The organism is Flavobacterium turcicum (genome assembly GCF_011365745.1).
In the GTDB taxonomy this organism is placed as follows: Bacteria; Bacteroidota; Bacteroidia; order Flavobacteriales; family Flavobacteriaceae; genus Flavobacterium; species Flavobacterium turcicum.
In genome coordinates, this window is the sequence record NZ_JAAOBY010000001.1 from 116,191 (window position 1) to 129,156 (window position 12,966).

The following is a 12,966-nucleotide window of genomic DNA, read 5'->3' on the forward strand; positions in this document are numbered from 1 at the left end:
GCATTTGCTACCTTAATCGTTGCAGTCGCCTTTTTAATCAAAAAATTCTTTTTCAAAAAGAAAGTAAAGGATAAAAATTGTGGAAGTTCTGACTGTGGCTGCAATTAAACTATTTGATGTAGCCTATTTGTATGGCGTAATCCGCAGGCTTGATTGAAGAACCTTCAACGGGATATGGCGTTACTCGAAGGCTTTCAATTTTTTGCTTTTCAACTGGCAAATATTTGGCGAACCATTTTTTATTTGATTCCTTATTTTTTTCTGCAAAAACTAAAGTTGTTTCTTCAACTTGTTTCTGTCCGTCGAAGACTTGCAGAACAGCACTTACCTCTCCTGCCCAAATACAAGTAGTTCCTTTAGGGCAACGCGAATCACTTTCAATCGTTTTTAAAACAAATTGAAACCCTTTTTTACTGCGACACACTTTTTGCTTTACAGTGATTACCTTTAGTTTAGCAGGCTTTGGGCTTTGAGCCAAAAATAAACTGCTAATCATCATAAAAAGGAATAGAATTGACTTTTTCATTTGTATTTATAGATTTGGTTCCTATGTAAATGTAGAAAACATTTAGCTCATTTTGTAGCCTTTGAGAACTTAAGATTCAAAAGCCAAATGACCCTTACTTTACTAACCTAGTGCCACATCCAATACCATCATTACAATAAATCCGCCAATAAAACCTAAAGTTGCAATATCAGTATTTTTATCTTGTTGGGTTTCTGGAATTACCTCTTCAACAACCACAAAAATCATAGCGCCTGCGGCAAAAGCCAAAGCATAAGGTAAAATAGGGGTGAAAAAAGTAACGGCAAAAGCACCTAATACAGCGGCAATAGGCTCTACAAGTGCAGAGGATTGACCATACATAAAACTTTTCCAGCGGCTCATTCCCATTCGTCTTAATGGCATAGCGACAGCAATTCCTTCGGGGAAATTTTGAATCCCGATACCAATTGCAAGTGTCAAAGCTGCTCCTATCGAAGCTTCTGGAATTCCAGCAGCAACACCACCAAACAAAACACCAACCGCCAAACCTTCAGGGATATTGTGTAACGTAATTGCCGAAACCAACAATGTAGTACGTTGCCAAGGAGACTTTACCCCTTCGGAAACTTTAAAATTAATGTGTAAATGAGGCAATACTTTGTCTATTCCAAAAATGAAAAGTGCACCAAGTGAAAAACCAAAAGCAGCAGGAATCACCTTTGCAAAACCTTCACCTCCGGTCATTTCGATTGCTGGAGCTAATAAACTCCAAAAACTGGCTGCCACCATTACACCACCTGTAAAACCAAGCATACCATCAAGGACGGTTCGGTTCATGGTTTTGAATAAAAAAACAAACGAAGCCCCAAATGCAGTTAAAAACCACGTAAATAAACTGGCATAGAGCGCAGCCAAAATAGGGTCAATACTGGTAAAATAATCAACTAACGATTGAAACATAATTATTGAATATAAATGTTACTAGCAATTTTATGAGATACAGTAATTTCATTCGTGCCCACACGAATTCGTAAGGAAGCATCGAAACTTTCTTTTTCTATAATTTCCATTTGAGAACCCAAAGCAATTTCTTGCTTGTCGAGGTATTTTAAAAAATCAGACGAAGTATCTTTTACACCCACACAAATTCCAATTCTACCTTTTTCACACTCAGAAAGCAATTGTTTTTCTATTTTAAGAATACGTCCCTGAGCATCTGGAATTGGGTCACCATGGGGATCTTCGGTTGGATTTCCTAAAAAATCATCCAGTTTATTGATGAGCTTTTCAGATTTGATATGCTCTAATTGCTCCGCTAATTCGTGCACCTCATCCCAAGCAAAATCGAGTTTTTCGACTAGAAATGTTTCCCACAGACGGTGCTTTCGAACAATCATCTTAGCTGCTAACTTTCCTGTATCAGTTAGAGAAACACCTTGATATTTGATATAATTGATGCAGTTCTTTTCGGCTAACTTCTTTAGCATATCCGTGACAGATGATGCTTTGGTATCCATCTTTTCAGCAATAGCATTCGTACTCACTGCTACATTTTCAATAGCAGAAAGATGGTAAATCGTTTTTAAATAATTCTCTTCGGATAAAGTCATAACAAACAATTAAGGCATTGCAACAACTTTTTTGCTCAAGTGCATAAAAAGCGCAAAACCTATGTAATGACAAACTTACATAAAAAAGTTAATATAAAAAATATTTTTAGACAAGTCTAAACTATAAAGAACAAGTTGGGCAAAGACCTGATAAGGTGAAATTAAAATCGTGTACCAAATAATTATCCGGAAGACTAAATACGGGCTTCACCTCATCAAGGCAAGTCACTGCCAGACATTTGGTACAACTGAAATGTATGTGATTGTGCGTATGAGAATGTTTTACGTCATGATCGTGCTCATGCTCATGATGGCAACTTGCATACTTTATGGTACCGTCATGATTTACAATTTTATGAATCACATCCTCGGATACCAAACGATCCAAAACGCGGTAAATAGTAACGCGATCGCATACGTTTTGGCTTAACGCCTGAATTTCGGTATGTGATAAAGCCACGGATGCGTTTTTTATGATCTCTAAAATGGTTGTTTTTGCTGTGGTATTGCGGCTTGCTTTCATATTTTAAAATATATTAATGCAACATTGTTGCATTTAGATAAAAACCATACATTTGCAACTTTATTGCATTAATCAAAGATACAAGAAAATGAAAAAATTAACAGCCTTAGCTCCAGATTTTTTGGGTGTAACTAGCGCTATTTTGTGTTTAGTCCATTGTTTAGCATTGCCTATACTGAGTATGTTTCCAGTAATGGTCAATCACAATCCCTATTTTGATTTACTATTTGCCTGCATTGGCCTTTGCGCAGCCATACCCGCACTGCGCGCCGGGAAGACGATTGTTGCAGTCCTTTTAACCAGCTCGCTCACCCTTCTATTCCTGAGTATTTTACTGGAAATCATTTTTAAAATCGATACCCCATTAATTTACATTGGTGCTTCAGGAATCATAGCGGCACACTTACTCAATTTTATAAACCAAAAACACACATGAAAAAATTACCCGTAACTGTATTAGCTAGGCTTTTGAACACGGGAAAACACTAACGTAATAAGGTAAAAAGAGAATATATTTATTTTATTGCAACTTTGTTGCGTTATTAAAAATAATAAATATATTTGCAACACAATTGCATTAACGAAATGAAAAATTAAACACCTTACTTCATGAACAATCGAAAGCAGCACTTTTTCAAATTTTTTGCCCTCGTTTTTTCGGCCTTAGTACTTAACTCCTGCTCCAATACTGACGATGTGGTTGCACCCGCGAATGAAGGAGAGTTCATCACAACTGTTCGGTTACAATTTGTACCAACCACTGCTGGAAAAACCATTGTACTTGAGTACAAAGACCTTGATGGCGAAGGAGCTAATGCACCACAAATTAGTATTAGCAGTCCTTTTGAGCGATCTAAAACCTATAATGGTAGCATAACATTTAGAGACGATTTAGCAATACCAGCAATAGATATTACACCTGAGATAATAGCTGAAGCTACAGAGCACCAAATGTTTTTTCAAACAACAGGTACATTGCAACCCTTTACCTATTCAAAAAATCCAAGCAATTTTGATAAAAATGGCAAGCCACTAGGGCTCGAATTTACATTTACCACGACCACTGCAGCAAGTGGCAGTTTGAGAGCCAGCTTACGACACGGACCGAATAAAAATGCCTCAAATGTAGCTCTAGGCGACATTACCAATGCCGGTGGCGCAACAGATATTGAAGTTGATTTTCCAATCACAGTAGAATAGTAATTTTTAAAACTAAATAAAAAACAATAATGAAAAAATCTTTAGCTTTTTTAGCAACGTTTGCAACTCTTGCTCTAGTCACACAATCCTGCTCGAATGACGACAACAACGATACAGTAGTTGACGAAAGCACAACTGAATTCAAACACCTACGCGTTTTAATTTCAGATGAAACCACAACAGCACTAACCTTGGTAAATCCACTACAAGGAAACAGCATTTCATTTGAAGCAAAACACCCTAAATCAGCTTTGTACACGAGTGCTTCTGGCCGTTTTGTAGGCATCATTCACCGCGAAAACAATTTAACAGAAACTTTCGATACTGGACTAGAGTTTCATGGTGATCATGTTGACATAAAAGGAACGCCAAAATTTGGTGCACTAACAGGTATTTCATCAAAGCCAACACACTTTAAAAGTAATTTTGGAGAAATCCTAACCTTCAATGATGGTGATGGTACCTTAACAGTGGGTCTAGAGTCAGAAATCCACAAAAATGGCGCTACAATGAAAACCATTACCACCGGATTAAGAGCGCATCATGGTGCTATGGCTGTTTTTGCGAATGGCACATATGCTATTACTGAAAAAGACAATTCTATTCCTGGAACACTTCCTGAGCGAGTAAAAATAATTGACAAAACTGGTAAAGAATTATTTGCCTCTACTATTGCAACCAAAGGAATACATGGCAATGCAGCAGATGGTGATCAAGCTGTTTTTGGTTCGGCAAGCGGGATTTTGGTGGTAAAAAACAATGGAGAACAAAGTTTAATTCCACATCCTGAAGGTTTTGGAACCATCTGGTTTGGAACAATACTTGAAACCAACACCAAAGGTAAATTTGTTGGGTATACCGCTGCAAAAGGCGCGTACTTGATCGATGTTATTGCTAAAACAGTTAAACCAATAATTGAAAATACCGATATCATGCAATGTAAAGTAAGCTACGACAATAGTAAACTTGGCATCTTATTGCATTCAGGAAATTTTATTTCGTACGACTTAAATACACTCACTGTAGCTGCAACTGAAAGAAATATCATTGCGCCAACTTTAAAAACAGCAACGCAAAAACCACAAATGGAATTCACGCAGCGATTTGTTTATATCACTGCACCTGCAACAGGCGAGTTATGGATGGCCAACATTAAAAATAATAATGACATTAAAAAAATAAAAGTATCTAATAAACCATTTCGTCTCACTTTAATGGGATTCGAAAACAATGGCGACCATTAAATAAGTTTATAAATCCCTATAGTTTTGGTTAATTTGGGGGGACTAAGCGGTTTGTTTTAAAACAAACCGCTTTTTTAATAAATTATTTTTTAGTTTTGTCTAAATTTATATTTTTATAAAATGAAAAATACAATTGTAATAAGCATGCTGTTGCTATTTTTTATCGGCTACAGCCAAAACAAAAAAAGCCTATCGGGAATGGTAACCTCTAACAATCAACCGATACTTGGCGCAAAAGTTACCTTGCAAAAAACCACTTTCGTCACTCAAACTGATAGTTTAGGACAGTATTTTTTTTCTGAAATTCCAAATGGTAATTACACCATACAAGTAATGGCAAACAGTTTTCAAACAAAAAACAAAAACGTCAACATAAAAGATGAGCAAGAAATAATACTTAATTTTGAACTTGAAAGTAATGAAAATCAACTTGATGAAGTAGTAGTTTCAGGCACACTTAAACCCGTTAAAAGGTTAGAAAATCCTGTTCCTGTTGAGATTATTTCGGCGACTTTTTTAAAACAAAACCCAACTAGCAATGTCTTGGATGCCTTGCAAAACGTAAATGGTTTACGACCTCAGAACAATTGTAATGTGTGTAATACGGGTGACCTTCGCATTAACGGACTTGACGGCCCTTACACCATGGTCACTATTGATGGGATGCCTATTGTGAGCGCTCTCGGAACGGTTTACGGGCTTTCAGGCATTCCAAATGCCATGATTGATAAAATAGAAGTAGTAAAAGGCGCGGCATCTACGCTGTATGGCAGTGAGGCAGTAGGCGGTTTAATTAACATTATTACTAAAAAACCGTTTGCGGTTCCTTTATTTACAGCCGATGTTTTTACTACATCTTGGCTCGAAACGAATGTTGACCTTGGTTATAAAACCAATATTGGCTCCAAGGCTACTGCCCTATTTGGTGTAAACTATTTCACTTACAACAATCCTGTTGACAACAACAAAGACAATTTTACCGATGTTTCTTTGCAAAACAGAGGTTCTTTTTTCTCTAAAATAAACATCAACAGAGCTTCTAAAAAAGAACTTAGCCTTGTGTCTCGCTACCTTTATGAAGACCGCTGGGGCGGAGAAATGCAATGGAACAAGAGTTTTAGAGGCGGAGACCAAGTGTATGGCGAAAGCATTTACACTTCGCGCTACGAATTTCTAGGGAAATACGAGCTTCCCGTAGCCGAAAAAATGTTCTTTCAATTTTCGGTTATTGGTCATGACCAAAACTCCGTTTATGGCAATTCTACTTTTTTAGCGAATCAGAAAATAGCATTTGGCCAATTCATTTGGGACAAAAACTGGAGCAACCACTCCATACTTTTTGGTACGGCACTTCGATATCAATTCTATAATGACAACACGCCCGCAACGGCAACAGCGAATCATTCTAAAATTTACAGTGCTTTTGCTCAAGATGAAATCACACATAATGAAAAAACCAGCACACTCTGGGGCTTGCGCTACGATTACAATGACAATCACGGTTCCATTTTTACACCACGTTTTGCGTTTAAATTCAAACCAACGCCAACAGATATCTTACGATTCAATTTTGGAACGGGTTTTAGAATCGTAAACCTTTTTACCGAGGATCATCAAGCTTTGTCTGGCGCTCGAGAAGTCGTGATTCAATCTAACTTGAAACCAGAAACCTCACACAACCTAAACTTAAATTACCTGAAAAAATTCAAATTAACCAATGCGGGCGTGGTTAATCTCGAAATGGCGTCTTGGTACACTTATTTCACCAACAGAATTTTTGCGAACTACGACATCAACCCGAATCAAATAATTTATGATAATTTAAACGGCAACTCCACTATTTTCGGACTCAGTGCCAATGCCGATTGGGTTAGCCCGTTTGGGCTCAAAGCCAACCTTGGGACCAGTTATTATGATGCCATGACCACACAAGACGGTGTTAGTTTGAGACCATTATTTACCGAAAGATACAGTATAAGTTGGGGCTTTAGTTATGATATTCCGAACTGGTTTTTATCTTTTGATTTTACAGGCAACCTTACTGGACCCATGCGTTTGCCGTTACTAAGTGAACTAGACACGCGTCGTGAAATTTCTAGACCATACAGCATACAAAACATACAAATAACTTTCAAAAAAATTCATAATCTAGAATTATACACCGGTATCAAAAACCTACTCAGCTGGACACCCAATCGTGGAAATCCGTTCTTGATAGCACGCGCCAATGATCCTTTTGATAAAAATGTACAAGTTGACAATTCGGGAGCGGTAATCCCTACGGCCGATAATCCATTCGCACTCACTTTTGACCCAACCTATGCCTACGGACCCAATCAAGGAAGACGTTTTTTTATAGGTCTGCGATATCATTTTGATTAATTTTTTGCTCGTAAAGTTGTATTTTTGAGCCATGAAACACTACGATTATATTTTTACCGGCACAGGCCTTTCGGCTTTAATGACAGTTTACAAAATGGTTCAATCAGGATCGTTTGCGGATAAAAGTATTTTGTTACTGAATGAAAACTCCAAGAAAACCAATGACAGAACCTGGTGTTTCTGGAAAACAAACGATTCAATTTGGGAACCGGCTATTTCTAAAAAATGGGATTCGGCTTTGTTTGCCAATGCAGCTTTCCGCAGGGATTTAGACTTGCAACCTTATCACTACAATATGGTGAAAGGACTTGATTTTTACAACCAAGTTTTTGATTTACTTTCGAAACAAACAAACGTCACTTTCTTAAATCAGAAAGTTATGACTATTGAAGAATCCGAAACTATAATTCTGGTACAAACAGAAAGCGAATCTTTTTCGTGCTCCAAATTATTCAATAGTATTTACCACAAACAAAAAGCGGAAAACCAAACTAAATATCCCGTTTTACAACAGCATTTTATAGGTTGGTTTATCAAAAGTGAGCAAGCTGTTTTCAATAATGAGCAAGCCACGTTCATGGATTTTTCGGTAGCACAAAAAGGAAATACTCGTTTTATGTACGTGTTGCCAACCTCTAAAACCGAAGCTTTACTGGAATACACTTTGTTTTCGCACCAACATTTAAAGAAAGAAGAATACGAAAACGAAATCCAACAATACATTCAAAAATTGGGGGTTACAAACTACGAAATCGTTGAAAAAGAACAAGGCAGCATCCCGATGACGTGTTACCCTTTTTGGAAATCAAATACTAAAAACGTCATCAACATTGGTACTTCTGGCGGTTGGACCAAGGCGAGTACGGGTTACACTTTCAAAAATTCCGATAAAAAATCAAGTGAATTGGTAGCCTTTCTACAAGGAGAAAACGACTTTACTAAGTTTCATAAAAAAACAAAATTCTGGTATTATGATTTGCTGTTGTTAGACATTTTAGACCGAAAAAACGAATTGGGTTCTCACATTTTTTCTTCGATGTTCAAAAAAGGAAATCCAGCGGTTATTTTTAAATTTTTGGACGAAGAAACTTCACTAAAAGAAGATATTCAGGTGATTTTAAAATGTCCGAAAATGTTGTTTATCAAAGCCATTTTTCACGTGGCTTCCAGAGCAATAAAATAACAATAAAACTATAACAAAACTTTATACTTGAACACTTATTCTTGAATGTAAACTTTGTAACTTTGCAGGACTTAATTACTAATGATTTAAAATAAAAGATATGTATCCAGAAGAAATGGTAAAACCAATGCAAGCAGAACTTACTGCAGCAGGTTTTCAAGATTTACATAGTGCCGAAGCAGTAGAAAACGCATTAAAAGCAGAAGGAACAACGCTAGTAGTTGTAAACTCGGTTTGTGGTTGTGCTGCACGTAATGCACGCCCAGGAGCAAAAATGAGTTTAGAAGGTGGAAAAAAACCAGATCAATTAATTACTGTTTTTGCAGGAGTTGATAAAGATGCTGTTGATGCTGCAAGACAACACATGTTCCCTTTTCCTCCATCATCGCCAAGTATGGCTTTGTTCAAAAACGGAGAATTAGTACACATGCTAGAGCGTCACCACATTGAAGGTCGCCCAGCAGAACTAATTGCTGAAAACCTAAGAGACGCTTTCAACGAGTATTGCTAATACCTGTCAAAGTATAGAATTTAAAACCACGTTTCGGCGTGGTTTTTTTGTTTACGACAAACTTGTCACTCTGACGAAGGAAGAGTCATTGATAATTCCAAAGCTTCCAGCCTTTTGAAGGCTGGAAGCTTTCAAAAAGGATTTCTCCCGAAGCTTCAGGACTATCTGGGTTAGAGGACATTTTGTGCTAAAAAGAAATACTGGAATTAATAAGCAATTAACTCAATCAAAAAATCAACTCTGAGAACTGAATTTTCTATCAACCACAACTCCCCTAGCCCAGATGGAAACGGCATCCTGTTGTGGCGGGGTTCGCCACAACAGATATAGTGAACAGCTGGAAATAGCTCCAAAAAAATAAACCATTAAGACTTTAAGGAAAACTAAGCATCTGTTTATTGATTGCGAACCTTAGTCTCTTCAAATCTTTGCGCCTCTGAACCTTTTTGCCTACTTTTGCAAAAAATACATTTCTCACTTAAACTGTTTATAGCATGCAACTGTACAACACCTTAAGCGCAGAGGAAAGAGCCATCATGATTGATGATGCCGGAAAACAAAGACTCACTTTGTCATTCTATGCTTATGCGCAAATTCAAGATCCAACTCAATTTCGTAATGATTTATTCCGCGCTTGGAATCCTTTGGATGTTTTAGGCCGAATTTATGTCGCTAGAGAAGGTATAAATGCACAATTATCATTGCCTGCCGATAATTTTTATGCCTTCAAGGACACCGTTGAAGCGTACGATTTCATGAAAGGGATGCGCTTGAATATTGCAGTGGAGCATGACGATCATTCGTTTTTGAAACTAACGATTAAGGTGCGTGACAAAATTGTTGCCGATGGTTTGAACGATGAAACTTTTGATGTGACCAACATAGGTGTGCACCTAAAAGCGAAAGAATTCAACGAAATTCTAGATGATCCCAACACGATTGTAGTCGATTTTAGAAACCATTACGAAAGTGAAATAGGCTATTTTAAAGGCGCCATCACTCCTGATGTAGATACGTTTAGAGAGTCGTTGCCAATTATTAATGAACAATTAAAAGATTTTAAGGAAGACAAAAACTTGGTGATGTATTGCACTGGAGGAATTCGTTGCGAAAAAGCATCGGCTTACTTTAAACACCAAGGTTTTAAGAATGTTTTTCAGCTGGAAGGTGGTATTATCAACTACGCCAAGCAAATAAAAGAAGAAAATCTAGAGAGCAAATTTATAGGTAAAAACTTTGTTTTTGACCACCGTTTGGGCGAAAGAATTACAGATGATATTGTTTCGCAATGCCATCAATGTGGTGCGCCTTGTGATGTGCATACCAATTGCGAAAACGAAGGTTGTCACTTGCTTTTTATTCAGTGCGATTCTTGCAAAGAAAAAATGCAAGGTTGTTGTTCGGTTGAATGTGTGACTGTAATTCACTTACCTGAAGAAGAGCAAAAAGCCATTCGCAGAGGAATAAAAAACGGAAATAAGATTTTCAAAAAAGGAAAATCAGACAAGTTGCTTTTTAAAAACAATGCCGATCCGTTAGCAGCAATTCCTGATTTGACTGAATTGGCAAAAAGAAAACCGATTGCAAAAAAAGCAGTAAAAATTAAGAAAGAATATTTGGGCAAAGGCGCTCACTTTTTCCCGAAATCAAATATTGGTCAGTTTTTAATTGAAGAAAATGAGTTGAAAATAGGCGATAGTGTAATGATAAAAGGCAGCACTACCGGAGAACAAATTATGAACATTGAGGAAATGATGGTGAACGGAACGGCGCAACAAAAAGCCATTGCTGGAGATACTTGTACTTTCAAATTACCTTTCAGAATTCGGTTATCAGACAAACTATACCGCATTGTAGAATAACTCAACTGCCGTAAAACAAACAAAACCAACCCATTGCAAAACCATTTGCAGTGGGTTTTTTAGTATAATTTTATGAGTGATTGCTCCAAATTGGCGTTGTTGCATAAAATTAAAAAATACTATCTTTACAAATTAAACGTTTTAAGAACTTAAGTTGTGCTTGTCACAACACTACATATACGATTATGGCATGTACAAGTTGTTCAACCTCTGATGGTAGCGCACCAAAGGGTTGCAAAAATAATGGAACTTGCGGCACCGATAGCTGCAATAAATTGACGGTTTTTGATTGGCTTTCGAATATGAGTTTGCCTAACGGCGAAGCCCCTTTTGACTGTGTAGAAGTACGTTTCAAAAACGGTCGTAAAGAATTTTACCGCAATACTGAAAAACTTACTTTGAGTATTGGTGATATTGTTGCCACGGTAGCATCACCTGGTCACGACATCGGTATTGTTACTTTAACTGGAGAGTTGGTTCGTATTCAAATGAAGAAAAAAGGAGCCAACCCAAACAGCAACGAAATTCCAAAAATTTACCGTAAAGCATCACAAAAAGACATTGATATTTGGTCTGCAGCACGTGACCGCGAAGAGCCAATGAAGGTTCGCGCACGTGAATTGGCCATTGCTCAAAAACTAGAAATGAAAATTTCGGATATTGAATTTCAAGGAGACGGATCAAAAGCTACGTTTTATTACACCGCAAACGATCGAATCGATTTTAGAGCATTAATCAAAGATTTTGCTAAAGAATTCAGTACGCGTATTGAAATGAAACAAGTAGGTTTCCGTCAAGAAGCAGCTCGTTTGGGCGGAATTGGCTCTTGCGGAAGAGAGTTATGTTGCTCTACTTGGTTAACTGATTTTAGAAGTGTAAATACCTCAGCAGCACGTTACCAACAACTGTCCTTGAACCCTCAAAAACTTGCAGGGCAATGTGGTAAACTAAAATGCTGCTTGAATTATGAGCTAGACACTTACATGGATGCCTTAAAGCATTTTCCTGATTTTGAAACCAAATTAAGCACCGAAAAAGGAGATGCTATTTGCCAAAAACAAGATATTTTTAAAGGATTGATGTGGTTTGCCTATACCAACAATTTTTCGAATTGGCATGTACTAAAAATTGATCAAGTCAAAGAAATTATTGCTGAGAATAAGCTTAAAAATAAAGTGTCATCACTTGAAGATTATGCTATTGAGGTTATTGTGGAGCCGGAGAAAAACTTTAACAATGCCATGGGTCAAGAAAGTTTAACACGTTTTGACCAGCCAAAAGGCAAGAAAAAGAACAACCGCAAGCGTAAACCAAATCCGGAAAACGCTATTGTTGCTAACGGAGCACCTAAACCGCCACGCCCTAAAAACAACAATAACAAACCACAAAACGCAAACAAACCAGCCAATACAAATAAGCCAGCACCTGCTGACAAGAAACCGGCAGGCCCTAGAAAACCAATAATTATTACTAAAAATGTGGATAAAAAATAGTGCGTTTTTTTTATTAGCAGTCTTACTTCTTGCCTCTTGTGATGAGAAAAGAAGTTTTGACGAATATAAATCTGTCGGTCCAGCTTGGCACAAAGACAGTACCGTAACCTTTGCTATTCCGGCTCTTGATTCGACCAAGAGATACAACTTGTTTGTCAATTTAAGAGCGAACAACAATTACCAATACAACAATTTGTTTTTAATTGTTGCTATGGAATTACCTAACGGATTTACAAAAGTGGACACGCTAGAGTACGAAATGGCCGATGTTGACGGAACACTTTTAGGTGATGGATTTTCGGATGTGAAAGAAAGCAAACTTTTTTACAAAGAAAACGTCCGACTGCGTTCAAAATACAAAGTACACATCAAACAAGCAGTTCGCGAAAACGGAAAAGTTCCTGGAGTTACAGCACTTAATGGGATTACAGATGTAGGTTTTAGAATCGAAAAAAAAGAATAATATAGTTT

General features: G+C 37.3%; 13 protein-coding genes. 9 read left to right on the top strand and 4 right to left on the bottom strand.

Annotation, left to right across the window (positions count from 1 at the left end):
- Window positions 1-109: 109 nt before the first annotated feature.
- The 4 genes from G9Q29_RS00460 to G9Q29_RS00475 form a co-directional block, all read right to left on the bottom strand.
- The gene (locus G9Q29_RS00460) at window positions 110-526 is read right to left on the bottom strand and encodes a hypothetical protein (protein ID WP_166132548.1); all 417 of its coding nucleotides are present in this window, start codon (window positions 524-526) and stop codon (window positions 110-112) included.
- 102 nt (window positions 527-628) lie between these two features.
- Window positions 629-1,447 (bottom strand): ZIP family metal transporter, encoded by an 819-nt coding sequence (locus G9Q29_RS00465; protein WP_166132549.1) that lies wholly within the window; start codon window positions 1,445-1,447, stop codon window positions 629-631.
- A gap of 2 nt (window positions 1,448-1,449) precedes the next feature.
- Window positions 1,450-2,097, bottom strand: a complete 648-nt coding sequence (locus G9Q29_RS00470) for a metal-dependent transcriptional regulator (RefSeq protein ID WP_166132550.1) — start codon at window positions 2,095-2,097, stop codon at window positions 1,450-1,452.
- A 121-nt stretch (window positions 2,098-2,218) separates the two neighbouring features.
- On the bottom strand, window positions 2,219-2,620 hold the full coding sequence (locus G9Q29_RS00475; RefSeq protein ID WP_166132551.1) for a Fur family transcriptional regulator: 402 nt from the start codon (window positions 2,618-2,620) through the stop codon (window positions 2,219-2,221).
- An 88-nt stretch (window positions 2,621-2,708) separates the two neighbouring features.
- Between G9Q29_RS00475 and G9Q29_RS00480 the strand changes: the two genes are divergently transcribed.
- The 9 genes from G9Q29_RS00480 (at window position 2,709) to G9Q29_RS00520 (ending at window position 12,958) form a co-directional block, all read left to right on the top strand.
- Entirely contained in the window at window positions 2,709-3,056 is a 348-nt protein-coding gene (locus G9Q29_RS00480; protein WP_166132552.1) for a MerC family mercury resistance protein, read from the top strand.
- Window positions 3,057-3,229: 173 nt separating this feature from the next.
- Window positions 3,230-3,820: a type 1 periplasmic binding fold superfamily protein gene (locus G9Q29_RS00485; protein WP_166132553.1), complete on the top strand. Its 591-nt coding sequence runs from the start codon at window positions 3,230-3,232 to the stop codon at window positions 3,818-3,820.
- A 29-nt stretch (window positions 3,821-3,849) separates the two neighbouring features.
- Window positions 3,850-5,064 carry a hypothetical protein gene (locus tag G9Q29_RS00490; RefSeq protein WP_166132554.1) on the top strand — a complete coding sequence of 405 codons (1,215 nt, stop codon included), beginning with the start codon at window positions 3,850-3,852 and terminating at the stop codon, window positions 5,062-5,064.
- A gap of 120 nt (window positions 5,065-5,184) precedes the next feature.
- Complete coding sequence (locus G9Q29_RS00495; RefSeq protein ID WP_166132555.1) at window positions 5,185-7,446, top strand: TonB-dependent receptor; 2,262 nt, start codon at window positions 5,185-5,187, stop codon at window positions 7,444-7,446.
- A gap of 31 nt (window positions 7,447-7,477) precedes the next feature.
- A complete protein-coding gene (locus tag G9Q29_RS00500) occupies window positions 7,478-8,629 on the top strand; it encodes a lycopene cyclase family protein (protein WP_166132556.1) in 1,152 nt (383 codons plus the stop codon).
- Between the two features lie 100 nt (window positions 8,630-8,729).
- Window positions 8,730-9,140 carry a BrxA/BrxB family bacilliredoxin gene (locus tag G9Q29_RS00505; RefSeq protein WP_114753830.1) on the top strand — a complete coding sequence of 137 codons (411 nt, stop codon included), beginning with the start codon at window positions 8,730-8,732 and terminating at the stop codon, window positions 9,138-9,140.
- Window positions 9,141-9,634: 494 nt separating this feature from the next.
- Window positions 9,635-11,002 (top strand): oxygen-dependent tRNA uridine(34) hydroxylase TrhO, encoded by a 1,368-nt coding sequence (gene trhO / locus G9Q29_RS00510; protein ID WP_166132557.1) that lies wholly within the window; start codon window positions 9,635-9,637, stop codon window positions 11,000-11,002.
- A gap of 185 nt (window positions 11,003-11,187) precedes the next feature.
- Window positions 11,188-12,495 (top strand): PSP1 domain-containing protein, encoded by a 1,308-nt coding sequence (locus tag G9Q29_RS00515; protein WP_166132558.1) that lies wholly within the window; start codon window positions 11,188-11,190, stop codon window positions 12,493-12,495.
- On the top strand, window positions 12,479-12,958 hold the full coding sequence (locus tag G9Q29_RS00520) for a gliding motility lipoprotein GldH (RefSeq protein ID WP_166132559.1): 480 nt from the start codon (window positions 12,479-12,481) through the stop codon (window positions 12,956-12,958). The genes G9Q29_RS00515 and G9Q29_RS00520 overlap by 17 nt, the downstream gene beginning before the upstream one ends.
- Window positions 12,959-12,966 lie beyond the last annotated feature (8 nt).